This is a genomic window from Pseudomonas sp. NPDC089395 (assembly GCF_044749525.1).
In the GTDB taxonomy this organism is placed as follows: Bacteria; Pseudomonadota; Gammaproteobacteria; order Pseudomonadales; family Pseudomonadaceae; genus Aquipseudomonas.
Genome location: NZ_JBIVID010000002.1, coordinates 209,405 through 234,108, shown reverse-complemented (window position 1 = coordinate 234,108; position 24,704 = coordinate 209,405). Strand labels below are relative to the sequence as shown.

Genomic DNA, 24,704 nt, shown 5'->3' with positions numbered 1-24,704 from the left:
ATAAAGCCATCATGAAGACAGCTAGGGTGCCGAGGGTTATGAGTGACCAGTGGTGCTCATATCAAGCTGCTGCCTTGCCTCACTCAACTCCACCTCCGCTTGCAGTAGCTCATTCTTGATGCCCGTCCACATCAGAACCAAGGTGGCAATTTTTTCGCGGGAGGCACTTAACTCCTCGCCCATCACAAGCAGCTCACTCTCAAGCAGAAGGCACTGCTGCTCGAGCAGCTCCTCTCGCGAGAAAAACGCGAAGCAGTCGTCCTGGGTCTCGTGTGGATTCTTCATGGCGCTCGTCACCGCGTGGAGTACAAATGTTCTCCTTCTGAGTTTAGCGAGATACACTGTATGCATCAACAGTACTTCGACGGAGGGGAATGCTCGTCACGCCTCCTTCCTGTCCTGAACAGAGGGACATTCAGACTGAGCCAGGCCGTGACCTCACGTGGAGCAACTGAGGACGAGAACATATGGAGGAATTGCACATGTCACTGAAGTCATCATTCGCCATCGTCCTTCGGACGCTTCGCACCAGGCGAAAAATCTCGCAGCGCGACTTCGGAGATACTAGCCGGACTTTCCTTTCCAAATTGGAAGGCGCCCGATCAAGCCTAACGCTGGACAAGCTCGAGCAGGTGAGCCACCGGCTTGAACTGAGTTCATTGACGTTGCTGACTCTTACCCTGAGCCAGGAGTCTGGTAAATCTGCAGCGGAACTCATCGGCGACCTCCGCTCAGAAATTGAGAGATTGGAACGCGATGGAGATATGCCGGGCTTGGAACAGGCTGCCCGTGAATCGCGCATACCGCTGGCTTCGTAGGCACGGCTAACACAGATGTGCTCACCAGAATCCTGAATCACAGGAAGCATTTTGTGCGTGTCGCCCAGGGAGTGGCATGACCTCAATAGAGCCAGGGCCCGGGTTTCGCTAGCGATGAGATCGTCGAGTCAGCTCAAAAAAATTTGGGGTAGCTCAAATTTTGAGTACAAAAGAGAAGCTAGCCGTCCTAACGGCCGAAGGAAGCGACACTTACTAATATGCCCCGAACCGTTGAATCAGATGACAAAAAGCAGGGCAAGCTCCCTGCTGAATATGTAGCTAGAAAAATCTAGGCTGCAACAGGAATCGCAACGACAGAAATGGCAGGAGCAGCGTCTGCTAGGGCATGGGAATTCTAGGAGAGTGGCGCTTTTCTTTGATTACAAAATATATACTCCGTCGCGCAAAAAAAATTTCAAGGGGGGTGGTTGAAATTTTTTTCATTCGAAGCTTTCGACGGACGTTGAGCTAACGAGTTGGCAAAGGTAGCTGCCCTCCTCGTCCTCGCCTCAATCTGTTGAGCCGGAGACTCAGGGATCAACGAAACCGTGAGATTCGATGATCCTCTGATTTGAAGGCCATCAAGCAGTGGGCTAGGCGCGCTTGGGCCAAACCACCTCCAGCTTGCTACGCGAGATGCGCCAGCGGCCGTCGATACGCTGATACTGATCCGTATACAGGCCAAGCAGGAATAGTGGGTTAGGATCAGGCTTGGACGCAGTTTCGAAATCGATGAGATAGCAGCGCCCTTCTGCGGTATCTGGCCCCGTCAGGATAATCGAGTGGTTGACGATGGCATGCATGAACGGATAGCGGCCTGTTTGGTCTCTATCAAATTTCTTGAACGCGTTCTCCAGGCCGACTCGTATTGACTCAATCCCTTCCATTTTTCCAACGGTCACCTCCACCACCGCATCAGCCGCGAAAACCTGGTCGAGCGCTTGGATGTTATTGCTGTCCAGGTGGTGAGCGTACAAGGTACGGAGATTACGGATCTCTTCACGATCAACGACGTCTTGAATGCTACTGCTCATTGGTATTCCTCTGTAACACTGAGCCAATACGGGCGCGAGACACGACAGATGTCGTCATTTCGTCGGATCGAAGCTAATGCCACGCATCCCTCACCCTAGAGCTGCTTACTTTAGTGAGGAAAAATCAAATGATAACCGGCATTGGATTCCAGTCACTTAGGAACCACAGGCTGAAATCGAGGCGGTTCGCGACTGGAAGGCTAAGCGCCCTGGCAATGGTCGCATGACGTAACAGCTTCGGCCGTCACCCGAAAAGAAGTCATTACACACTGGGCACATGTACCTGCGGCACCTCGTTGGGCACCATCCACGATTTTGCGATACGTCGTCTCGTTGGGTCAGCGCCAGTGCTGTACCAAACGCCTGGCAGTGACTGATCTAAAAGAGTCACTCACTGCCTGGCGAACGACGAAACGCCTAATCAATCGTTAAAAATTGCCCCAGTATCCAGGATCCGTAGTGAATCGCCGCCAACCCCAGAATCTGGGTCTTGATTTGGCCCAATTGCTGCCACGTAAACGCTTCTACGGCAAGACCAGAGATGATCACGATAGCTACAAAAGCCGGCCAGGCCTTGAGAAAAAGCCGTAGTAGCCCACCATTTGTGATTGACGCCCTGATGCGCGGGAAGGCCCGGCGGTAGTCTGTCCCCACATAGGCGAGGTAAAGACCAGCACATACTCCGGTACCCAAAAGCACCGAGGTGCTTACGTTGACTGTCGCCAGCAGCCAGCACAGCGCCAATAGATTGCTACCCACCCAACTCAGCTGCTTGATGTATTTCTCGGCAGTTTTCATTTCAGGGATGGGAAATCGGGGATCGTATAATGAGCCGAACATGCGTATTCCTTACGTTCAGGCGAGCCCTATGCTCGCACTCTACCGATCGTAACGGCATAAGGCTCGCTCGCCTAACCGAAACATGACCTCTAAATTCGAGTGTGACATCGCTGAGCTATGGCCACAGTGCCGCTCTTCTACAATATTCGTCGCGCAGACGGGGTTTTCAATTTCCCCCCCTGAAACATGGAATGCGACGTTCCGTAACCACAGCGCAGGGACGGCTGCCCACCTCAAGCTCATGCCATTGGTAACTGATTAGCCGATTTTGTGGGCCTTAGGTTTGAGGGGTTGTGACGGAGGAAGCCCATGTGCTGACGCGCCACACGGCCGCTTTCAATCAAGCACCTCTGCCGTGATGACATCTCTCCAACGTCCGACACTAATCGTGTCTACTTCCCATACACCTCAGCAAGCAATGACATCCCTTGAAATTGATAAGACATGATATCATTAGGCCGCCATCGATCTACATAATGGGCGTGCAAGAAACATGGACAAGCAATCTGGGAAGGAAACCCAACATGTCAACGACCTTAATATTCTAATTACCAAGGTAGTTCCGCAGGCGCCTTCCGTGTCAAGACCTTTAGAAACGGAAGCCGCAAAGGACGCCCCTCTCTTTCGTGGTTTTCATCCAATCGCATCGAGTACAATAATATGTTACGGATCCAACGGCCAGCAAAGGTGCCGAATTTTCTCAATACCTCGACTGTAATGGAAGAGCGAAGACGAATTTTAGATTTTCTTCGAAGAGATGAAGGTGACCGCAGGCAGCGTCGTGATGGGGTCAATGAGGATATGTTTTTTGACAGAGACTTTGTTAGAGCCCTAGCTCACACGTTCAAGGATAAGTGTGCATTCTGCGAGGTTGAGTTAATTGAGTCCGGACGCACCTTGCATATGCGCCCGCTACGCTATGTCGAAGGATTCAGCAAAGAATACCGGGAGTATTATCTCTGGTTGGCGTTTGAGTGGAGAAATTTGTTTTACTCCTGCGATGAATGCGCCCTCAGGAAAGGTAATAAGTTCCCAATTGAAGGCAGTCCTGCAAATTTTTTGTCAAGCTATCAAGATACTGTAAAGCATGAGCGTGCGCTGCTCATAGATCCTACAACTGACGACCCAGAAAAACATCTATTTTTTAGGCTCAACGGAGATGTTCACCCGCTGACTCACAAAGGCTACGAGACCATACAGACGTTTGGGCTCGATCGTTCTCAATTGGTCTACGCTAGGCTTAAAACAGTTCAAGATTTTTTTAGAGCGCTACAATACAGGGCTGACATGGACTTTCAGTCCATGCTTCATGCATATGCTCCACATTCAGGCTTCCTGCGAAGTATCCTTCGCAGATTAGTTGGGGCATGGAGACCGTTAGGGCGCTCATCTCTTGGCCGCGGTGACGCATTCATCCGACGTTTTGTAGAAGCATACGAAGCGGCTAGTAATGATGAGCATAGAAGATTAAAAGCGTCGATTGAAGAAATCGAGCGTGAAGAAAATCTACCTGAATTCTATTGGGAGGGTTCTCTTCCTTCAATTGACCATATACCTGGACGAGAATGGCATTACACCGCTGGAGAAATTTCAAATATAACCATCTCCAATTTCAAAGCCATTGAAAATCTATCGTTTACTCTGCCTAAGCGCAGGTCTCATAGATCTGGTACTCCGGCGCTCATGATCTTGGGGGAGAATTCAACTGGAAAGTCCAGCATTCTTACGGCAATTGCATTGGCGGCAATTGGAGCGAATGAAGCCAAAAAACTAAAAAAACATCTACCTGCACTGGTGCACAGTACGGCACTGAGCCGTTTCGATCAGTTAGATGATCGAGAAGTTTCAGCGGATATAAGTTTTCATCTGAGTGATCGCAGTGCTGCTTTTGTCTACAATCGTTCGCTAGAAGCTCCAGAAGGCTCGCCATATCCTGCTCTTAAAGTGCTTGCCTATGGGCCTCGCCGTTTTTTTGATACGGACAAGCGAAATCGGGGGTACGGGGCGGCTGCTCGTGTTGTAACTCTGTTCAACCCATTAGCAACAATTCCGTATCCGGGTGATTGGTTGCGAGCCCAAACAGGCTATAGATTTGACAGCATTGCGTCAGCCTTGAGAGTTGTCCTTGCGCTAGGTGACGATGACGAGCTGATTGTAGAACCAGATTATCTCGCAGTCAGAGCTAACGGGCGAGTGACCCCAATTGACGCGCTCAGTGAAGGTTATCGATCTGTGTTTGTCATGACGGTCGATATTATCCGCGAACTGATTGATGACTTTGAGAACCTAGAGGAGGCGCAAGCCTTAGTCCTCATTGATGAGTTGGAAACTCATCTGCATCCTCGATGGAAAATGCAGGTTATGACCTCACTCAGGAACGTATTTCCTAAAGTACAGTTTATTGTCACCACTCACGACCCGCTCTGTTTACGTGGGATGGACGACGGTGAAGTGATGGTGCTTCAAAGAGATCGAGCGGGACGCATCCACTCTCTAGCTGGTCTGCCAAGTGTTCAAGGTATGACTGCAGAGCAATTGCTAACCTCGGACTATTTTGGGCTGGCAAGCACAACTGACCCTTCAACCGAAATCCGCTTGGCCAACTTAGCGGGCGATGTAGCTAGAACAACTGGGCGAGGAGACTCGACATTCGCTCCTGCATTGGCTACGACCGAGCTTGTGAGCCGCTTGGCTATCGGTGACTCGCCAACAGAACAAATTGTTCAAGAGGCCTTGACTCAATATCTCGAGCACCGAGAATCTCAACGGGGAATGCTAAGACCGCAATTGCGCGCTGAAGCGGTAGAGGCTGTCTTAAAAGCCCTGAGTGAGGGTGATAACTGACTATGAGGTACGTGGATCGCAGTTCGGTCGCCGCACCGCCTTCATTGACAACACCCAGTGCATCTGTCAGAGACGAGAAGCTGGGCGCTGCGGCGTACTATCGAACTTTCAACGCAGCTGCGGAGCCTCGTCCAGCCGCGTATACATTTAACCACTACAAAGGATTTGATGTCACCGCCGCCCTTCGCATTCTATTTCACGACAAATGCGCATACTGTGAAGACGAGGTTGGAGATGATATGGATGTTGAGCATTTCAGACCTAAGGGCGGTGTCACAGGTGACCCTGGGCATCCTGGTTATTGGTGGTTAGCCCACACCTGGGAAAATTTGCTCCCTTCTTGCACTCCTTGCAACCAAAGTAGACGCCAGCATTTAGTCACAGAGTTTATGACTGAGGAGCAATTTTTAGCCCTACGATCCACGCAGGCCAAATTGTCATATGGAAAGGCGAACCAATTTCCGATCGACGGTGTTCGGGCTACGTATGGTTTCCCCCTAACGACCGAACGGCCGCATTTGATTGATCCAACCGCCGAAGATCCAGAACCTTTTTTTAAATGGTCTGATGTAGGGTCATACAGCGTCGTTCTAGCTAATACCGATGATCCTTGGGTTTGTACTCGAGCTCTTGCTAGCATCAGTGTGTTTGCGTTGAACCGTCTGAAACTGGTTCAAAGTCGCACAAGGATCCTCAACGAATTAAGGTACCAAGCCAGCAGAACGATAGAAGAGCTTGAAGAGGACATGGCGTTAGGTGGATCACCGAAATCTTTGGAGCGAGCGCTCAAACGAGTTCGTGAAATGCGCAGGATGCAAGCGCCTAACATGCCCTACTCAAGCATGGTTAAGGCGTACGTAGACTCATTTGAGGTACACCTGAAATCATTGTTGGTGCCGGAGGCAGTTTGATTGTCTTCACACCAGGAATCAAAGCCTCGCCCCTCTCGCTTCAGAGCTCATATGCATCGGGCTCTGACTCGAGAGGATAGATCAGTCGACCAACGTGGAGTCGGTCGACTGCCTATTTCATGATTAAGGGTCAGCGAGCTGCACGAGATCCCATAAGGCGATCATTTTGATTGTCCACAGGCTCATTCCCCTTAGCGGTAGCGGCTATCAAATGGGGAGCGGTTTCTCGTGCTGCCGCTACCGCCACGAAGGTCATAACGCCTCCCAGGATTACATAGACCGCCAGAGGCCACGATGCTCCTGCCCATGCGACTAAGGCTGCAGCCAGGAATGGAACAGGCCCGCTATGGATCATGCTGCCGCTGTGGTAACCGAGGGCGGAACCCGAGTATCGAAGATGTGTGTCGAATTGCTCAGTTACGAAGCTGGCGAGTGGGCCGTATGTGGCAGCGTGCAGCAGCGGCAGGCAGAGCATCAGCGCAAAATAGACGTTAAGCGTCTCTGCAGAATCCACGAGCCAGAAGATCGGGTAGGCCAATAAAATCATCATCGCGCAGCCCGTCATCAAAATTGGGCGACGACCGTAGCGATCCGCCAAGATAGCGAAGACCGGAATGGTGAAAATCTGAACAAAAGATGCCAGGCACACTGCGCCCAGAACCGTCGAGCGGGAAAGCCCAACGGTGGTCGACCCGTACTTCAGGATGAACACCGTCGCGATGTAGAAAATGATGTTCGGCGCCGCCATTGAAAACATCGTGATGAGTACAGACCGCCAGGCTTTCGACAACACCTGGGCCACCGGGAAGCGCACCTCCCGACCTTCCCGCTTCACAGCGGCGAACTCGGGGGTTTCGGAGATCTTCAGCCGGATGTAAAGGCCAAGTGCTACGAGCAGTGCACTTGCGATGAATGGGATGCGCCAGCCCCAGCTCATCATCTCAGCTTCGGGAAGGAGCTGCACGAAGTAGAATGATGCGGTGGCTAGCACCAGGCCTGCCGGGATACCACATTGAGGCCAGCTGCCGTAAAACGCGCGCTGGCGTGGCGGCGAATGTTCAACAGCCATAAGAACCGCCCCGCTCCACTCTCCACCAATCGCAACACCTTGAACCAGTCGAGCCAGCAATAGCAGTACGGGCGCCCAGAGGCCAACTTGTTCATAGGTTGGCATCAATCCCACGGACAGGGTGGAGAGTCCCATCATGAGCAAGCTCAGTACAAGCATCGTCTTACGTCCTAAGCGGTCGCCGAAATGACCGAAGATTATCCCGCCCACTGGTCGAGCTATAAAGGCAGCACCGAAAGCGCCGAACGCTGCCAGCGTGCCCAGCAAAGGATCGAGAGTCGGGAAAAATACCTTGTTGAAGATCAGCGCCGCGGCGGTACCGAACAGGAAGAAGTCGAAGTATTCAATCAGCGTCCCGATGAAGCTGGCGGTTGCCACTTTCACGATTGGGGAGCGGTGCGGTTTGTCACTTGGGCGACTCATGGGCGCATCTCCAGTGGAGGTTTTTTATTGTGTTTGTGAACCGTCCTGGCCTTCCAGCAGTGCTGGATCAGGCCCAAGGAGTTTTGCAAGAGGCGTACCATCCTTGTGGCGCTGTGTAACTCCATGTTTACCAACGATTTTTCAAAGGATCAGCCAACTCGGCTGTTAATTTTGTATTTTCGGAAGACACTTCAATCCATGAGCACAGACACAAAAAAGGCGGCCTCGTGGCCGCCATCTTGAGAGGGTACGAAACTAAAGGGCGACGCCCTGACCGCCGTCAAGGTAGATGGTCTCACCGGTGAAGTAGTCCATCTGTTCCCGGAAGAGCATTGTGATGAGAGCCGCTACGTCTTTGGCTTTTCCAGGCCCACCGACGGGAATGCGAGAAGCTAGGAAATTCTTCACCTTTTCCGACTGAAGAAATTCCTTATTCAGGTCGGTCTCTATGTAACCCGGCGCCACCGTTATCACACGTATTCCCTTAGCCGCCCACTCGACCGCAAGGCAGCGTCCCATAGCTGCGATCGCTGCCTTTGATGCAGAGTAAGCCGCATTGCGACGAACACCCATCTTGTCAAAGAAGGAACCCACGTTAATGATGAGGCCGCCGTGACCCTCTAGGTACGGGTAGGCCTGCTGGCAGGCGGAGAACGTTCCGATCACGTTGGTCTGTACGACTTCGCTAAACTCGCTCAGTGCCTGTCGCGCAGATGGTGCTTCGAGCTGGATACCAGCGTTGTTAATCAGCCCGTGGATCGACCCTACCTTGGCGCTGAAGCTTTCCAGGGCTGCCGCAATTGAGGATGGATCTGTCACGTCACCTTTCAAGAAGACCAAACGATCTCTTAAATCGTTGGGAATCGCGACGGACTCCGGGCCCATACCTTTACGTGAAAAACACCCTACCGTGTTGCCAGAACTAGCGAGTTCCAGAGCCAGCACAGCCCCGATTCCGCGGCTCGCTCCCGTCAGGAAAATATTCTTCCCATTCATCTCAGAAATCCTTGAATTGTGGTGGGCGTTTTTCTACGAATGCAGCCATTCCTTCGTTGGCATCCGAGGTTTGGAATGTCAGCGTGGCGAGGTCTGCCTCGACTCGCAGTCCGTCCTGAAGCGTGGAACTCAGGGCGCGTTGGACTGCCTCCCGCGCGAATGATGTTGCCGCTTTGCTGTAACCACTGAACAGGTCAGCAAATGCCGTTGCTGCCTGCACAACGTCCTCCTCAACAACTCGATTCACGAGACCAATCGCTAGTGCCTCGCTCGCCTCCACGGTTCGTCCGGTAATGATGAGCTCCATCGCTCTAGCCTCACCTACAAGCCTGGGGAGACGCTGTGTCCCGCCGTACCCAGGGATGAGACCCAGTTTTACTTCTGGTAAGCCCAGTCGAGCTTTGATTGACGCAATCCTGAACGTGCAGGCTAGGGCCAGCTCAAGCCCGCCTCCGAATGTGTAGCCATTAATCGCGGCAATCGAAGGCACGGGAAATTTATCCAGGCGTGCGAAGACGCTTTGTCCCAACTCGAGACCTTTACGTTGGTCTCCAAGCGTACGGCCTTGAAGCTCTTTGATGTCCGCGCCGGCGCAAAATGCTTTGTCACCAGCGCCCGTAATGATCAGGGCTCGAATGTCCCACGTGGCGGCCTCATCCAATGCCTCGCCGATTTGGGCAAGGATTGAAAAGCTAAGGGCATTTAATGCTTCAGGACGGTCTAGAGTCAGGCGGGCGTACAGTCCTTCTCGAGTGAGTGCTAGAGTCATCGATGTCTCTCGTACTGATTTTGTTGAAGCCCCCTCCAGTGGAAGGCCTATGCGTATTGCTCTAGCCTGTTGAAGGTCAGACAGGCTCGTATGTCATCGCAAGCGTCGTGCCATCCTCTCATGAACCCGTCCTGCCTCGTCTGCACCGTCCCCGTTCCAAGTTTCACGTCTGCTTCGTGTCCGCGCTGACTACACGTAGCACTAACCTGCTGTAGCCTCAGGGGACAATGGAGCGACTTCCCTTGGCCTTGATATGCCCAGCATCGACAGATTTCGTAGCCCCAGCCAGCTTGGCACATGACTTGCGGTTGCAGGCTAAACGGGTCTGGGGGAAAACCATGATTGATACTTCCGTTACGCACCATCAGGGTGACCGAGCTCGGCGAATAATGACGGTGGCGGCTCAGCTGTTTCACGCACAGGGATATGAAGCGGTGTCGTTGAGGCAGATCGCGCAACTTTCCGGAATCAGCTCGGGATCCCTGTACTACCACATTGAGAGCAAGCAGTCCCTCTTGGCTGATATCACAGATGAGGCGCTGTCACGCCTAGTCCATGCGAGTTCAACCGCAGACATGACCCAGCGGACTCCAGACCAACGACTTGCCGTTCTGGTGCGTATTTTCATGTCGCACGTGCAGCAAGATCGCCTTGCTCTAGGCCTCGCCTTCCGTGAAGTGGGTCGCCTGACAGATCTTCAACGTGCAGAGATCGAGCAACTACACCAGCGATACCGAGTGCTGCTTGGCTTAGCCATCAGCGCGCGGTGCGGGATGGAGGTAAACCATCCCAGGCTCAACCAGATCACCGGCAGTATCCTTGCTGTTCTTAAGAGTCATCTTTACGACGAGGCGTGGCTGGTGGAAGAAGAGGCAGGAGCATTGCTCTGTGGAGTTGTCGATGCTCTCGTGCAAGGCCTTGATTGCCGCACTCCTTGCATGGTTGGTGGGCAGCAGATGGCTCGTATCGACTGAACAAGGAGCATAACAATTGAAGCCAACCATGAGCCCGTGGCTCTAGGATCATGTCAAAGTGCTTCATCGTGCCCAAGTAGCAGTTAGGCTATTGAAGGGCTCACTTCTACAGCGGGACGGGCATGCTGAGATTCCCAATCGCCTTCCTGTCACTTCAAAATGGAGTCAGTCCTGAGAAGCCGAGCAGCGGCATCCCTGCCGCAGCCGTTAGAAGATAGATATCGGGTAGTCTACAATCACGCGAACTTCGTTGTTGTCGGCATATCGATAGCCGGTCGAACCTCGATGAGTAGCCTGTCTGACCCGAATGGACAAATCTTTGGCTGGGCCAGATTGCACGACGTACCGAGCCTCAATATCACGTTCCCAATGGCGTACGTCATCCCCTTCAGGATACACGTACCGACGGGTATAGAACGTGTTGTCACTCCCATGATTGCTGACATCATCCCCTCTCGCATAGCGCGTCATGAATGAAAGCCCTGGAACTCCAAAAGCTGCCATATCTATGTCATAGCGAAGCTGGAAAGATCGCTCGTTCGGCTCAGTAAAGGTCGAGAACTGGATCGCATTTGCGAGTGAAACTACACCAGGTGCCGTACCAAAACCAAGCCAATCCATAGGCTCATCGCTGTCAACTTTCTGATATGCCAACGTGAACGTGTGTGCTTTGTACTTATAGGCCATCGACAGGGAATAGGTAGTGTTATCAATTACGCTTGCGAGCTTTTTACCTGTATCAACTGTGCGGTATACGTTTGCATCAAAAGTAATGGACTGGCCGGCATCAATGGCATGGGTGTAATTACCGTTGGCATAGTACTGCTTCCATGTGTCCTTTGCCTCAGACGCGTAGATGGATGCCTTCAATGCATTTCCAAAACTGTATTTTGCGCCAACATAGCTAACGGACTTGATCGCAATTGGTAAGCCGTAGTCAGTCGTGAAATCGTCGTCATTATTCGACGAGTCCACGCCACCTTGGCCATTGAAATGCGCGGCATCGAGATGCAATTTATCGATGTCCCATCCGAGCATACCACCAGTTGCAGAGCTCGGGAAAAGCCTCACTGTGTTCACCGACAATACGGGTACGCTTGGGAATAGGTTGCCATATTGCAACAGCCCGCCGCCGTACCGCAATTTTACAGCGCCGCCTGACTTGCTAAAGTGATCTCGTGGCTCACCATCACTATCAAGTTGTGTCAGGCGAACACCCGCTCTGCCGCCACCACTGTCGAGTTTTATGCCCAAGAAGCTATACGCATCGAAACCTAAGCCTACAGTGCCAGGCGTAAACCCAGACGAAAAATTGGCCATGAAGCCTTGCGCCCATTCTTCAGCGTAGCCGTTGCGATCCCCTACGCTCTTGGAGGCATTAGTTCCTCCGCCATTGCTCATTCCGTGACGAAAGTCTCGATTGAAGTAAAAGTTACGAGACGTGATGGTTAGCTTGCTATCATCAATAAATGATGGTGAATGGCTTTCGTCAGCTTGGGCCTCACAAAAAAGGACAGAAAGCAATGCAACGCAAGTTACTTTTTTGGTGGTCATCTTTTTCTTCCAGCTATTGTTTTTGTAGTAAGGAGAGCAAGGTGTTGAGCGGGAATTAAGTATCAGGAAATAGAACTAACCTTGTATTGGCTGCTGCAACAAGTAACGACAACCAGCATTGAAATCTCAATGTTCGATCGTGATCAGCAATTGCATGTTGTTGATATGCTATGCGAAAGAAACCGACAGGTAGCTCTATCGAGATCATTTCCCAGACTAATTTTCCGTGTGCCGCGCAATAGGGTCGCTAGCTATTTCCATACTGCAGCATGCCCGCAGCGCTGGTAGCAACCGCGGGGCTTCCGAGCGCCGACTCAAGCCGTCACTGATGATGTGCCATCTAGTTCTTTGAGGTCTTAGGCACTTGATAGCCTAAAGCTTCCTCAGAATTATCTGATGGCACTGCATTGGGGTGTGCAATATTTATAGCGAAAATACCCGAAAGAACTGCGGGAATTGCCGCAAGGAACATGATGCCGACGAAGGGAATGTGGATGGCTATCAGCGTCGCTCCGACGAGGGGGCCTGCGATAGCGCCCAACCGACCCACGCCCAGCGCCCAACCCACTCCGGTAGCACGAATGTGTGGAGGATAGAAGTTACTGATAACACCATTCAGTGTGAGCGATCCGCCGATCAGGCAGAACCCGGCCACCATTACGGCAAGAACAGTGAAAGTAGCGTTCCCATGCTCCAGGCCTACGGAAGCCGTAGCTATACCGCAAACCACCATGACTTTACCCACTAACCAGACTTTACTCTTAACCTTATCTGCTAGGTACGAAAGCGTGACAGCTCCGAGAGTCCCTGATGCCAGGAAGGCAGAGGTGGTAAGGCTTGCGGCGCTGGATGAGAACCCTGTATCTCTCAGGAGAGTCGGCAACCAACTGACGGTAAAGTAGAGAACAGTGAAGCTAGCAATGCAGGAACCCCAGATGAAAATAGTGGGCTTCAGGTAGCCATAACGGAAAAGATCAACAATCGTGACTTTCTGTGGCTTGCCGTCCTCCGAGATAGGAGCTGGCGGAGTCCATTGGGGCAGATATTTATGCAGCATGGCGGCCAGTGCAGCGCTCATGTGTTTAGCGCGGAACAGCCTGGACAAGGATTCAGGCAGCCACAGATAAAGCAGAGGCATCAAAAGCAAGGGAGCGACACCACCAACGATGAAGATGCTGTGCCAGCCGTAGACTTGCATGATGCTTGCAGCGATAAAGCCCCCCACAGCCCCGCCAAATGCGAAACCTGCGGCAGCCATTGTCACGAAGAACGTTTTCATTCTGGGAGGCGAATAGTCCGCCATCAAGGCCATAGCGCTTGGCATAGCACCACCCATTCCTATCCCGCAAAGAAAACGGATGGCCGCAAGAGTGTAGATGTCGTTAGCCCATGCGGACAGAAGCGTTAGCCCAGAGAACAGGAGTACGCAGCTGAGCAGTGTTTTCCTGATGCCGAAGCGATCTGCTAAAGGGGTTAGCAATAGCGAGCCGACGGTAAGTCCAAGTAGGTTGCAAGTAAATACAACACCGAATGCAGCTTTTGGTGTTTCCCACTCTTGCGCGAGGGTCGGGACAACAAATCCCAAAAGCTGAGCGTCGTATCCATCACAGATAAGCAATAGAACCAAAAGCACGAGGGTTTGAATCTGATATCGCGTAAGCGGTCGTTGATCTAAAGCAGCACGAAAGGCTTCAATTTGGTTATTCATCATGGCATTCCGATTATTTTTGTGAGGCCACGTAAGAATTAGTCGTTATTTTCACGACAGTTGGGTATTAGCCTGCATCGTAGGCAGCACAAGCTGAAATGCAGGGTGCTCGGTCGGCTGCTGCTCAATCCATAGATTTCCTCGAGAACGCACTACTCAGACCGAGACTGGGTCGCAGAGCTGTGTACATCAGCAGGCATTGAAAACCATGAGCCAAATCGGGCTCCTTGCCTAAGACCCATCTATTGCCGAACCGCTCCGAATCCGCAGGCGTTCCACACCTGGATTCATGAGTGGTGAAATTCCTCCTTATACCTTGGATACAAGCTCGAGGATCTTCTCGCTACGCCGATAGGATGCTCATCGCGTTGGGTGGCAATTAGATACTAATGAGCGCGATTAATTAAATATATAGGGTCTCTATCGCAAGTAAGTTGACTGGCAGTCGTCAATCCGCGCGTTGCGCTGCACCCTTCAGAAATACGCTATGCCGACGTGATGTGCCCTTCGCTAGGGCGCATGACGGCGATCGTGGCCCATCCAATCTTCACGCGCGCTTTGCCTCACTTGTCGCTCCCCAACAGATCGCTGCTGGCTTCAGATGACCGTCTTTCACCTGCTCAGTGAGCTCTCTTTTAAGAATCTTGCCGCTAGCCGTCATAGGAAAAGCCTCCAAGCAGAGGAAATACTCGGGCATGTCATAGCGCGATAGGCCGACCTCGTTCAAATGGAGAAGGATCTCATCGCTGCTCGGGGTAGCGCCTGGTACAGGGATGATGGCCAGGCACACCTTTTCTCCTAGTCGCTGATCTGCGACGGGAAATGCTGCCACTTTTGCAATGCCAGGATGACGTAGGGCTAGGTTCTCGATTTCCGCCGGATAGATGTTATGCCCGCCTCGGATGATGAGGTCTTTCGAGCGACCAACAATCTCGAGGTTACCTTCGGCATCGATCCTTCCCAGGTCTCCGCTCATGAACCAGCCCTCACGGTTGAATGACGCTTGAGTGGAGGCATGATTACCAAAATAACCGAGCATCAGCGTCGCGCCACGACCACCGATTTCACCAACCTCCCCTTGAGCGGCCTCAGTATCGCGATCTTCGGCCTTCCAAATTTTGACCTCATAGGCGGGGTTTTTTCGGCCCACCGGCTTGCCTACTGTGCGGGTAAGCGTCTCGATACTGTCGCTTGGAATCGTGGAGTTGTGAGAGCCGTTCTCACTCATCCCGTAGATGTTCTGAGGCACGATCCCCAGTGCTACCAGGCGCCTTGCTACCTCTTCAGGAATGGCGGCGCCCGCCATGTAGAACATTTTGACGCGCCCTAACCTTTCCAAACCACGCTGACGAAGCTCCTGAAGGAGATCGATCGCATGGGTGGGTACACCCATAATGTAATCGGCACTGGTTTCCAAAATCCGGTCGATGGGCGAAGCACCTTTAGGCTGATCGTTGACGACCATTTCGCACCCAGTCACAAAACACTGCTCGAATCCTACCGTGGCGATGTGGTGACTCAAGGGGCCAAGGCAATAGATGACATTCTCGCGTGTCATGCACCAATCGGCGACGAGTGCTCGGCCATTAGCCAGCAACGTGTTATCGCTATGCATCAAAGCTTTAGGATGGCCGGTCGTGCCGGAAGTAAGCGCAATGTAGACAATCTTGTCTGGATTCTCGTCTGCGGGTGGCAGCGATTTGACTACCTTGGCCCTTGGAAACACCTCGGCACCTTCAGGCAGCTGGAACTGGGAGATGTCAGGAGGGGCCACTGCATACGCACGACAGAAGCCATTCAGATCCTGAAGCCGAGCAAAAATATCCTTGGTGCCGGCATCAGCTCCATATCCTGGCTGACCAACGAAAGCACACGCCCCACAGCGCTCTAGCAGCGTGTAAATTTCGTCAACGGTGTGATTTTGATGAAGTGACTGCATGGACACGTAACCGTTACGCGAGCAGGCTAGTAGTAACACCACGCACTCAACACGGCTTGGCATCCACCCTGCAACGCGGTCACCACTTCGTAAACCAGCTTCATGGAGCCCCGCTGCTACGCTATCAGCCCAATCAACCAGCTGCTCCCAGGTCAGACGATGCTGACGATCTCGGAATGCAAACCGTGCTGGGTGTGAGGCAGCGTGACGACGCGCCAACGTGTACAACGTGGCGTCTTGCCATAAGCCGCGGGCATAGAAATCTTTAGCAATTGCCGGGTCGTGTAGGGTCATCAAAGTCGAGCGCATACTGCCTCCAATCTTATTTTTTTATCATGAGGTCTGTACTGGACAGGTTCTGAGATTTCAGTGGAATCCGCGCCCACCAGTAGCCAGGCGACCCATAAGGGCTGAGGGACGATAACGATCCTCCTGATAGTGCTGCTGGAGGTTGCTGAGCACCTGATGGAGAAAGCTCACACCCAACCGATCAGCCCATTCCAACGGGCCTAGTGGATAGTTCACGCCGTAACGCATGGCAGCGTCGATGTCTTCGGCACTCGCTACTGATTGCATCGCGGCATCTGCTGCTTCGTTTGCCAACATCGCAACCGTGCGAAGCACGACTAATCCTGGGCTGTCATCGACCACGCTGACACGCCAGCCCAACGCCTGCAGCAAACCCGTCGCGATTTTCAAAGCCTCGTCGGATGTTTGGTCTGCTTTGGCAATAGCCAATCGCCCAGGCTGTTGGTAATTCAAAGCAAGATCGAACAGCACCAGGTCGGGATAGCTGTCCTGACTACTCCGAACAGTCGCAGAGCGACCGTCACTCATGGCGAGCGTGCAGCCTTCCATTCGTAAAACCCCGCTGCCCGGGCGGCGCTGCACAGCTATCCCCTCGGCCGCGGTTTCCATCAAGGCATGCGCCGGGCCAAGATCCCCTTCGATTATCACGATTGATGGAGAAGCTTGATGACCTTGCTCTGCTGCGGCGGGCGGCTCTGATGCTGGGCCATACTGGTAAAAGCCTCGTCCAGCTTTTCGGCCCAGGTGGCCAGCGAGCACCAATTCTTGCTGTGTCAATGAGGGCTTGAACCGTGGGTCTTGGAAGTAAGCATTGAACACCGAGCAAGTCACAGCGTAATTCACGTCATGACCGATCAGATCCATCAGCTCAAAAGGCCCCATTGGGAAGCCTCCGCCCTCGCGAATCAATGCATCAAGGGTAGGTGCGGTGGCAACTCCCTCCTCGAGCAAGCGCAACCCCTCAGCATAGAAAGGGCGTGCGACACGATTAACGATGAACCCCGGGGTAGAACGGGTGTACACGGGTTTCTTGCCCCACGCGCTAGCGGTTTGATAAAGCGTTTGAGCTACCTGCTCGGCAGTTGCCAAACCAGATACGATTTCCACCAGCGCCATCAGCGGCGCCGGATTGAAGAAATGCAGCCCCGCCAGACGCTCTGGACGAGACAAATGAGCGGCGATGGCTGTGACAGACACAGAAGAAGTATTTGTAGCCAATATGGCGGTTGGCGCTACTACCTCTTCGAGTTGGGCAAAAAGCTGTTGTTTAGCCTTGAGATCTTCAACGATCGCTTCAACCACCAGCCCTGCTTCAGCGATATCTGTCAGTGAGCTCGCCACACGCAATGAGTCACCAGCTGCGATGGCTCGCTCAGGACTCATGCGCCCTTTTTCAACCAGCCTGGAGAACACGGCCCTTATCTGGTCGCGACTCTTGGCGGCTGCTCCCTCTCGGGCATCAAATAGCCAGACAATATGCCCCGCCATTGCTGCAACCTGGGCGATGCCGCTGCCCATTGCACCTACTCCGATTACCGCAACGGGAACCGATTGAGACAATGCGTTCATATCACGCTCCTCGTTCCATAGAGACTACCGCCTTACCATGAACCTGCCCGGCCTTGACCATAGCGAGGGCTTCACTGGCTGACTCAAAGTTGAACAAACGCATGATGCGAGGCTTCACCGCCCCCTCTCGCCAGAGCTGAAACAGCGCCGCCTGAGCCGCCTCCACTTTTTCCGGCGTCCGATTGCGGTAGTCGCTCCATTGCAGTCCGCAGACGCCGATATTCTTCAGAAGCAGGTAATTCACTTTAAGCGTAGGAATTTCTCCAGCCGCAAAGCCAATAACGACGATGCGCCCACACCACGCTGTTGCACGTAGGGCGCCAGCAAAGAATTGGCCGCCCAGTGGGTCAATGACGACATCAGCGCCTTGGCCATCTGTTACCGAGTAAACCTGCTCGCGAATCCGCTCTCTGAGATCTCCTCCGGACAGGTCGATGATGTGATCTGCCCCCGACTCTAAAGCGACCCGTGCTTCCACATCGCTACGCACACCTGCAAGCACAGTAGCGCCAAGGCCTTTTGCGATCTGAACTGAGGCAAGGCCGATTCCGCCCGCAGCACCGCCCACCAGGACGACATCGCCAGCGTTAACTCGCCCACGCTCAACCAGTGCAAAGTGGGCTGTCTGGTAGACCAATCCCATTGCTGCAGCTTCCGCATACTCTAGGCCATCCGGCATATGGAAGCTCTGAGCCGGAGTAGTAATCGCTTGCTCGGCCAGTGCTCCCCATTCGATCTGGGACATGATCCGGTCACCTATCGCATACCCTTCGACACCGGCACCGACTGCACTGACAACCCCAGCAAAATCTTTCCCAGGCGTAAAAGGGCGAGGCGGCAACAGCTGGTATTCGCCGGATATCACCAGCACATCTGGGAAATTGATCCCAGCGGCTTTCACATCCACAACTATCTCGCCTGCGCCTGGCTGCAGCGGAGGAAGCTCATCTATTTGGAGAGTGTGAGGCTCGCCATGTTCGTGCACTCGATAACTACGCATGGGATCATCTCCAATCAGATCAGCAATAGGGGATCTTGGGTTTCGTTGAGCCGAGGAGCGTTGGCGCAGACCTGGGCCGAGCGAAACAGCGGTGCAACGGGGCTTGGCAACGCAGGCACTTTGCGTCCGCCGGCGTCGACCTGACGGTCGAACAAGCGACGGGCTGCAACTTGCGCATCACGCACACCTTCTTCCAACGTTGCGACAATCGAGCAGCAGACATCTTGGCCCTCGAAGACTGCTCGCCAATGCAGAGAGGTATGGCGCTCCACCCTCTCACCGATTGCTGCCTTGACTTCCTCGGCGGGCGCTTGCTCCGAGCGCATTGCTTGAGGTAGGTCAATCAGGTCGCAGAAGAGCTCCCAAAATTTGGGCTCCAATGGCGCAGCCGCCAAGAAACGACCATCCGCAGTGGGGTAGATTTGATACCGAGGTGACCCGCCAGTTACTACTTCGTCGCTCATTCCAGGCCAGCGGTCTGATGCAAAGCCATTTCCAAGCCCCCAATACATAAACGTGTAGAGGTTGTCTGCCATTGCTACGTCAAGGTAGCAACCAAGGCCCGTGCGGTCTCGCTGAGTCAAAGCGAACATGATGTTCATGACCGCGGGATAGGCGCCCCCACCGATGTCAGCCGCCAAGACTTGGGGTAGAACTGGCTTGCCACCAGCCCCTGTCAGACCCAGGAGTCCGGTCTCCGCCATGTAGTTGAGGTCATGTCCTGCACTCTTGGCTTTGGGGCCCGTTTGGCCCCAGCCGGTGATTGAGCAATACACCAATTTTGGATTGATACGCCGTACCGACTCATAGCCCAGTCCGAGCCTCTCCATGACGCCTGGACGGAATTGTTCGATGAGGACATCCGCGCGCTCAATCAGCGGTTTGAGCCTTTGCACAGCGTCAGGTGCTTTCAAGTCGATAGCGATCGACTGTTTCCCACGGTTGAGCAGCGCAAAGTTCACGCTGTCTTCGCCGAGCTTTGGCTCATAGGAACGCATCTCGTCGCCACGTTCCGGCTTCTCAAGTTTGACAACTCGTGCGCCGGCATCCGCCAAGATCAGGCTAGCCATTGGCCCCGGCAGCAATGTGCTGAAATCCAGAACCAAAAGGCCTTCCAAAGGTTGCATAGGGTTCACCTCTTATTGGAGTTTTCGGTGAAGCAGCCAGGATTATTTTTTAGATCTCGCCAACGCCACCTGAGCTCGGCGTGCTGGCGCATAAGCCGGGTCGCCCAACGCTCGGTACAACGACTCGGTGGTGACGCAATGCTCCGCGAGGCCGGTTCGCTCCAGCAGCTCGATCGGGCCCTCTGGGTACCCCAACCCCAGACGAAGAGTGAGGTCGAGATCGTTCGCCGTCGCTAACCCCGCATCCAGCTTGGCTAGAGCAGCGTTGTAGTAAGGTCGAACCAACCGGTTGACGATGCGACCAGGGAAGTCCGCGCAGACGGCTGTCTTGAGACCATGCGACTGGAACAGATTTTCAGCCAGCGCAACCGCCTCAGCCGCGCTGTTGGGTTGGCGCACAATTTCAACTAATGGGGTGGGATCTGCGTGCCCCAAGCGGAACCTCGCGAAGCCCAAGACATTGCTTCCTTCGGTGCCGCGCTGCTCACCTGTGTGCACACCTAAGCACTCGTCCTCGAGTTCAATGAGGATCAGCTTGAATCGCTGGATATCGGTGAGCTCGGCGAATGCGCGGCCCGAATCTTTGCCGATGATCATGAGCAAGTTGGAGTTAGGATCATGCGCTTCGATCAACGAATGCGAAGTCGGAAATGAGCGGCTGGCGCCAGCAGTCAGAATCATGCAGTTCATCGATCAGCTCCCGTAAATTTTGTTGGAGTCATACTCAAGGAAGCCGCGTTGGGTTTTACGCCCTAAGCGCTTGGCTGCCACCATCCTACGGAGCAAGGGTGGACAGGCCGCCCGAGGTTCATGGGTCACGCCATGTAACGCCTCACAGAGCAGTACCTGGGTATTAAGCCCTACCAGATCCAGCAGCTCCATCGGCCCCATCGCATATCCCAAGGCACCTTTGATGGCCTTGTCGATTTCTGCCGGTTCTGCCACACCCTGCTCTACCAGACGGATCGCGTCGTTGTTGAATGGCACCAGGAAGCAATTAAGGATGAAGCCTGGTTGATCTAGCGTTTTAACCGGCTGTTGTCCTAACCCTTCACAGATCGACCAAGCGCGATCAAAGGTCTCATCGGTGGTCTCCAGCCCAGGGGACATTTCGACCAACTTCATTAGCTGCGCTGGGAGGCAGAAATGCATGCCCACAAAGCGATCTGGGCGTCCGCTGACCGCTGCAATTTCGGTGATCGACAAAGTCGAGGTGTTGGACGCGAACAGAGTTGATGGGGAGCAATGTTCGTTCAACCGTTGGAACAGGGCGCCCTTCACCTTCAGGTCTTCAAAAACGGCCTCTATGACAAGATCACAGTCACTAACCTCGGCGGGATCAGTTGCCAAGCTAACTCGCCCCATGATCTCTTCGACCTGCTCAGGGGCTAGCTTGCCGCGCGCTACCGACTTCTCGAAGAAGTTCGCCATTTGCTGGCGTGCCGCTTCAAGGCGATCCCGCGCGACGTCAAAAAGCACAGTGTTGGCACCCCCGCGAGCGGCAACGATTGCTATGCCGGTACCCATGGTTCCACAGCCTGCCACGCAGATGGATAACTTGGACATTGGTCTTTTCCTTTGCTGTGAGCAGTTAACGTTCGACGAAACTGCGGCCGATGATTTGCCGGTGAATCTGGTTGGTGCCTTCCCAGATCTGCTCGATCTTCGCATCCCTGAATAGGCGTTCGACTCGGTACTCTTTGCAGTAGCCGTAGCCACCGTGCAACTGAATAGCCTCGGTAGCCATCCGCATGGCCAGGTCAGAAGCCCTGAGCTTCAAAATGGAAGCCTCAACACCGATGTCCGTTTCACCACTGTCGACCAGGCGAGCCACATTGAGCAGCCACCCTTCGCAGAGCGCCAGCTCGGAGGCCAGATCCGCAAGTAGGAACTGGATTCCCTGAAACTCAATGATGCGCCGAGAAGATTGGCGCCGACCGTTGATATACGCGACCGCGTCGTTGAAGGCGGCTCGGGCTATGCCCAACGAATGAGCGCCGATGCTCGGACGAGACTTATTTAAGGAGCCAATGAGCATTCGCAAGCCCTCACCAGGGCCGCGTATCAGATTCCGACGAGGTATGCGGCATTGGTCGAAATTCAACGTGGCGGTGCTGGAGGCACGATGACCAAGCTTGTCCTCCAGTCGAGCTACGCTCAGGCCTGGAGTGCCTTTTTCTATGACAACACATGAAATCGCCTCCTTGGCGTCCTCCACTCCGGCCCATTTCCCGAACACCAAGTACAAATCCGCGACATCGCCGTTGGTAATGAACGTCTTGCTGCCGCTGACGACAATATGGTCACCGTCCTCCCGGAAACTGGTTCTCATCCCGGTCGCATCCGACCCAGCATCGGGTTCGGTGATGACCAGTGCACCGAGACCGCCATTGGCAATTACGGGCAGTAGCCGTTCTTTTTGCTCATCGGTTCCGAACTCGATGATGGGCTTAATCGCGTGATAATTGGTTGCCCAGATGATGCCTGTGCTGGCGCATGCCGAGCTGATTTCGCGAACGCATGCCAGGTAAACCAGATACGACAGGCCTGCTCCCCCGTATTGCTCGGGAATGAACATCGCATTCAGACCCAGACGGTTGATTGCTTCAACGTTTGCCCAAGGGAATTCCTTGGTCTCATCATAATGAGCGGCACGGGGAGCAATTTCATTCTTGGCCAGCGCTCTGACAGACTCCAGGAGCATGGCCTCTTCAGGGTTGAGACCCAATTGACTATCAAGCCGCTCGATCACATTCATGGGTGTCTCCGGTGGTGCTTGAAATGGGATCAATGACCGAATTTATTGGCATCAGGCTTGCGGCGCTCTGCGAAAGCATCCTTAAGCTCGTGCGCTTCTTGGGAATCCAGGTAGGGTCGAAGAAGCAGGTCATGCGAAACGCGCGCGAGTCCAGCTACGCCGTTGTGACGTGCGGTAAACGCCGCCTTCAAGGAAGCCAACGCGAACGCACCCCGTTCAGCTACAGCCAATGCCATTTCACGAGTCGCGGACTCCAGTTCGTCGTCCGGAACCACCTTGTTGATAAGCCCATATTCCAAAGCTTGCTGAGCGCTGAGCTTGTCGTTCAGGAACCACATTTCTTTCGCCCGACGCTTGCCTACAAGATCTTCCAGGTACCATGTGCCGTAACCAGCGTCGAAGCTCCCCACCATAGGGCCCACCTGACGGAACACCGCGCTTTCTTTGGCGATCGACAGATCACACACGACTTGCAGCACATTGCCCCCACCCACGGCGTACCCATTGATACTTGCAATCACGGGTTTCTGAAGACGCTCGATGGCGTCATACATTTCGAGCGTTGGCAGCACGCCTGCGTACAGCAAAGAATCCTCCATTCCATCCTTGCGTCCCCCTGTGCAGAAGAAGCGATCTCCGGCACCGGTGATCACCAGCACACGGGTGCGGGTCTCGGTACGAATAGACTCGATGCAGTCGCGAATCTCGAGGCACATGGTCTTGGTAAACATGTTGCCGTCTTCAGGACGGTTCAGCGTCAAGGTGCCAACCGGGCCGTCTTCTTTGTACAAGATGGTTTCGTAATGCATGGCAGTTATCCTTAGGTGAATTGGCAGTCAGATGACTTCTTCATTTCGCAGCAGCTCAATCTGCTCGGATGTATAACCCAGCAGATCGCCCAGAACTTGTTGAGTATGCTCGCCCAGTCGAGGTGGGGCACTACGGTAGCCCGCAGCTTTCCCATCGAGGTGAATCCCCAGGCTAACCTGGGGCAATGCCTCTCCGTTTCGAGGAATTTGGAAAAACAGGCCACGGTCGTGGAAGTGCGCATCCTCCGTGACCTCGTCGACCCGGTAAATGGGGCCGGCGGGCACGCCGGCTGCCGCAAACAGCTCCAGCCACTCAGCTCGGGGCTTGTGCAGCAGGATGTCTTGAATCCCCGCGACAATTTCCTCTCTTCGCACTCGTCGCTGGGCATTGCTGGCGAGAGACGGATCAACTCCGATTTCTGGTCGTTCAACCAGATTCCAGAAGCGCTGCCAGATCCGGTCGGTTCCCAAGCTGAGTGTGAGCGGCTCGTCGGCTGTCTCGAATGTCTGATACACAGCGATGACACTGTCGCGGCCGCCGGTTCTGCGTGACACTTCGCCAGACCCAAGGTAAGGGATGATTCGCGGCGAAGTGAAACGCACCATACTTTCAGTCAAAGCGATATCGACTGTGGCACCCTGCCCTGTTTGCTGCCGGCGGTAGAGGGCCGCTAAAACCGCCATGGCAGTATCGCTTCCTGCAAGCATGTCAGCTGCGGGAGCGCCAACCTTTTGAGGAGAGGCTTCTGAGGGGCCGGTCAGATCCATGATCCCGCTGTAGCCTTCAGCGATGAGGTCGTAGCAAGGTTTGCTTGCATTGCGGCCGGTCAGCCCGAACCCAGTGATGCTGGCGACAATCAGCCCCTCCCGACCCGCTCGCAGTTGCTCCGGCGACATCCCAAGCTTTGCCTGTACGTCTCGTGTCTGATTGGTCACCACCACATCAGCCTTATCCAGCAGAGCGTCGAGTACGGTGCGGCCGCAGGGCTTGCTGAAGTCGAGTCGAATGCTTTGTTTGTTCCTGTTTACGCTGAGGAACCAAAGCGATTCGCCATCCAGGAAGGGTGGCCCCCAGAAGCGAGCATCATCACCGGTGGGCCGCTCGACTTTGATGACATCAGCCCCGAAATCCGACAACAGCATTGTTGCATAAGGCCCGGCGATCGACGTGGTCAGGTCTACCACGCACACCCCTTTGAGAATCGAGAAGGTGGTTTCCGAGTGACCTGTAGGAAGGCTGGTGGCTAACATTG

The 24,704-nt window shown here is 53.9% G+C and carries 21 protein-coding genes; 4 read left to right on the top strand and 17 right to left on the bottom strand.

Translation table 11 applies throughout. From position 1 onward, the window contains the following. Nucleotides 1-36: 36 nt before the first annotated feature. Nucleotides 37-285, bottom strand: a complete 249-nt coding sequence (locus tag ACIPZG_RS06040) for a hypothetical protein (protein WP_336085061.1) — start codon at nucleotides 283-285, stop codon at nucleotides 37-39. Between the two features lie 197 nt (nucleotides 286-482). Between ACIPZG_RS06040 and ACIPZG_RS06035 the strand changes: the two genes are divergently transcribed. Further along, nucleotides 483-818, top strand: a complete 336-nt coding sequence (locus tag ACIPZG_RS06035) for an XRE family transcriptional regulator (RefSeq protein WP_336085059.1) — start codon at nucleotides 483-485, stop codon at nucleotides 816-818. Between the two features lie 593 nt (nucleotides 819-1,411). On the opposite strand, the gene ACIPZG_RS06030 is transcribed toward ACIPZG_RS06035, so the two are convergent. Further along, the gene (locus ACIPZG_RS06030) at nucleotides 1,412-1,852 is read right to left on the bottom strand and encodes a nuclear transport factor 2 family protein (RefSeq protein WP_400639487.1); all 441 of its coding nucleotides are present in this window, start codon (nucleotides 1,850-1,852) and stop codon (nucleotides 1,412-1,414) included. A 417-nt stretch (nucleotides 1,853-2,269) separates the two neighbouring features. Beyond that, nucleotides 2,270-2,692 (bottom strand): hypothetical protein, encoded by a 423-nt coding sequence (locus ACIPZG_RS06025; RefSeq protein ID WP_400639488.1) that lies wholly within the window; start codon nucleotides 2,690-2,692, stop codon nucleotides 2,270-2,272. 660 nt (nucleotides 2,693-3,352) lie between these two features. On the opposite strand from ACIPZG_RS06025, the gene ACIPZG_RS06020 reads away from it, so the two are divergent. Beyond that, nucleotides 3,353-5,536 (top strand): AAA family ATPase, encoded by a 2,184-nt coding sequence (locus tag ACIPZG_RS06020; RefSeq protein WP_400639489.1) that lies wholly within the window; start codon nucleotides 3,353-3,355, stop codon nucleotides 5,534-5,536. An 11-nt stretch (nucleotides 5,537-5,547) separates the two neighbouring features. Beyond that, entirely contained in the window at nucleotides 5,548-6,447 is a 900-nt protein-coding gene (locus ACIPZG_RS06015; protein WP_400639490.1) for a hypothetical protein, read from the top strand. A gap of 130 nt (nucleotides 6,448-6,577) precedes the next feature. Here ACIPZG_RS06015 and ACIPZG_RS06010 read toward each other — a convergent pair whose 3' ends face one another. The 3 genes from ACIPZG_RS06010 to ACIPZG_RS06000 form a co-directional block, all read right to left on the bottom strand. Beyond that, nucleotides 6,578-7,939, bottom strand: coding sequence for an MFS transporter (locus tag ACIPZG_RS06010; RefSeq protein ID WP_400639491.1), 1,362 nt, complete (start codon nucleotides 7,937-7,939; stop codon nucleotides 6,578-6,580). Between the two features lie 255 nt (nucleotides 7,940-8,194). Then, nucleotides 8,195-8,935 carry an SDR family oxidoreductase gene (locus ACIPZG_RS06005; protein ID WP_336085048.1) on the bottom strand — a complete coding sequence of 247 codons (741 nt, stop codon included), beginning with the start codon at nucleotides 8,933-8,935 and terminating at the stop codon, nucleotides 8,195-8,197. Between the two features lies 1 nt (nucleotide 8,936). After that, nucleotides 8,937-9,704 (bottom strand): enoyl-CoA hydratase/isomerase family protein, encoded by a 768-nt coding sequence (locus tag ACIPZG_RS06000; RefSeq protein WP_400639493.1) that lies wholly within the window; start codon nucleotides 9,702-9,704, stop codon nucleotides 8,937-8,939. A gap of 338 nt (nucleotides 9,705-10,042) precedes the next feature. Here ACIPZG_RS06000 and ACIPZG_RS05995 point away from each other — a divergent pair, with 338 nt between their 5' ends. Beyond that, nucleotides 10,043-10,678 (top strand): TetR/AcrR family transcriptional regulator, encoded by a 636-nt coding sequence (locus tag ACIPZG_RS05995; protein WP_400639494.1) that lies wholly within the window; start codon nucleotides 10,043-10,045, stop codon nucleotides 10,676-10,678. Between the two features lie 207 nt (nucleotides 10,679-10,885). Here the strand turns inward: ACIPZG_RS05995 and ACIPZG_RS05990 are convergent, their stop codons facing one another. The 11 genes from ACIPZG_RS05990 to ACIPZG_RS05940 all read right to left on the bottom strand — a co-directional run bounded on the left by ACIPZG_RS05990 (nucleotide 10,886) and on the right by ACIPZG_RS05940 (nucleotide 24,702). Further along, the gene (locus ACIPZG_RS05990) at nucleotides 10,886-12,232 is read right to left on the bottom strand and encodes an OprD family porin (RefSeq protein WP_336085043.1); all 1,347 of its coding nucleotides are present in this window, start codon (nucleotides 12,230-12,232) and stop codon (nucleotides 10,886-10,888) included. Nucleotides 12,233-12,572: 340 nt separating this feature from the next. Then, on the bottom strand, nucleotides 12,573-13,940 hold the full coding sequence (locus tag ACIPZG_RS05985) for an aromatic acid/H+ symport family MFS transporter (protein WP_336085040.1): 1,368 nt from the start codon (nucleotides 13,938-13,940) through the stop codon (nucleotides 12,573-12,575). Between the two features lie 547 nt (nucleotides 13,941-14,487). Continuing rightward, nucleotides 14,488-16,188 (bottom strand): class I adenylate-forming enzyme family protein, encoded by a 1,701-nt coding sequence (locus ACIPZG_RS05980; RefSeq protein WP_400639496.1) that lies wholly within the window; start codon nucleotides 16,186-16,188, stop codon nucleotides 14,488-14,490. 57 nt (nucleotides 16,189-16,245) lie between these two features. Then, complete coding sequence (gene paaH / locus ACIPZG_RS05975; RefSeq protein ID WP_400639497.1) at nucleotides 16,246-17,757, bottom strand: 3-hydroxyacyl-CoA dehydrogenase PaaH; 1,512 nt, start codon at nucleotides 17,755-17,757, stop codon at nucleotides 16,246-16,248. A 1-nt stretch (nucleotide 17,758) separates the two neighbouring features. Then, a complete protein-coding gene (locus tag ACIPZG_RS05970) occupies nucleotides 17,759-18,757 on the bottom strand; it encodes an NADPH:quinone oxidoreductase family protein (RefSeq protein ID WP_400639498.1) in 999 nt (332 codons plus the stop codon). 14 nt (nucleotides 18,758-18,771) lie between these two features. Continuing rightward, on the bottom strand, nucleotides 18,772-19,884 hold the full coding sequence (locus tag ACIPZG_RS05965) for a CaiB/BaiF CoA transferase family protein (protein WP_400639499.1): 1,113 nt from the start codon (nucleotides 19,882-19,884) through the stop codon (nucleotides 18,772-18,774). 42 nt (nucleotides 19,885-19,926) lie between these two features. Next, nucleotides 19,927-20,574, bottom strand: coding sequence for a 3-hydroxyacyl-CoA dehydrogenase family protein (locus ACIPZG_RS05960; protein WP_400639500.1), 648 nt, complete (start codon nucleotides 20,572-20,574; stop codon nucleotides 19,927-19,929). A gap of 3 nt (nucleotides 20,575-20,577) precedes the next feature. Continuing rightward, nucleotides 20,578-21,450 carry a 3-hydroxyacyl-CoA dehydrogenase family protein gene (locus ACIPZG_RS05955; RefSeq protein ID WP_400639501.1) on the bottom strand — a complete coding sequence of 291 codons (873 nt, stop codon included), beginning with the start codon at nucleotides 21,448-21,450 and terminating at the stop codon, nucleotides 20,578-20,580. 25 nt (nucleotides 21,451-21,475) lie between these two features. Beyond that, a complete protein-coding gene (locus tag ACIPZG_RS05950; RefSeq protein WP_400639502.1) occupies nucleotides 21,476-22,642 on the bottom strand; it encodes an acyl-CoA dehydrogenase family protein in 1,167 nt (388 codons plus the stop codon). Nucleotides 22,643-22,671: 29 nt separating this feature from the next. After that, nucleotides 22,672-23,451 carry an enoyl-CoA hydratase-related protein gene (locus ACIPZG_RS05945; protein ID WP_336085023.1) on the bottom strand — a complete coding sequence of 260 codons (780 nt, stop codon included), beginning with the start codon at nucleotides 23,449-23,451 and terminating at the stop codon, nucleotides 22,672-22,674. A gap of 27 nt (nucleotides 23,452-23,478) precedes the next feature. Next, complete coding sequence (locus ACIPZG_RS05940; RefSeq protein ID WP_336085022.1) at nucleotides 23,479-24,702, bottom strand: CoA transferase; 1,224 nt, start codon at nucleotides 24,700-24,702, stop codon at nucleotides 23,479-23,481. Nucleotides 24,703-24,704: the final 2 nt, after the last annotated feature.